This is a genomic window from Winogradskyella poriferorum, from assembly GCF_050618035.1.
GTDB lineage: Bacteria > Bacteroidota > Bacteroidia > Flavobacteriales > Flavobacteriaceae > Winogradskyella > Winogradskyella poriferorum_A.
The window spans coordinates 1-218 of record NZ_JBODPY010000254.1 but is presented as its reverse complement, the minus strand read 5'-3'; the positions used below and the strand labels follow the sequence as shown (position 1 = coordinate 218).

The following is a 218-nucleotide window of genomic DNA, read 5'->3' as shown; positions in this document are numbered from 1 at the left end:
AAGTTACAAGAATCGTTACCACCAGTATTTTCACCATTTTTATTCTGACAAAAAAGATATTGTGCATAGGCTAGTGCCATTGGTAAAGCACCACACCCTTCAGGCCCTACAAACAATTGTGCATGGGCTATTCAGCCCTTATCGACACTAGTTGTGAGATGATTTTTAATGTGTTCTTGTCGTAATACTTCTGAAAAAAGCATAGCGCAAAACTATCT

Annotated in this window: 1 pseudogene; it reads right to left on the bottom strand. The window is 38.1% G+C overall.

The features are described 5' to 3' along the window. Positions 1–203, bottom strand: a pseudogene (locus ACRHOC_RS15665) (DNA polymerase III subunit delta'); the annotation flags it as partial. Positions 204–218 lie beyond the last annotated feature (15 nt).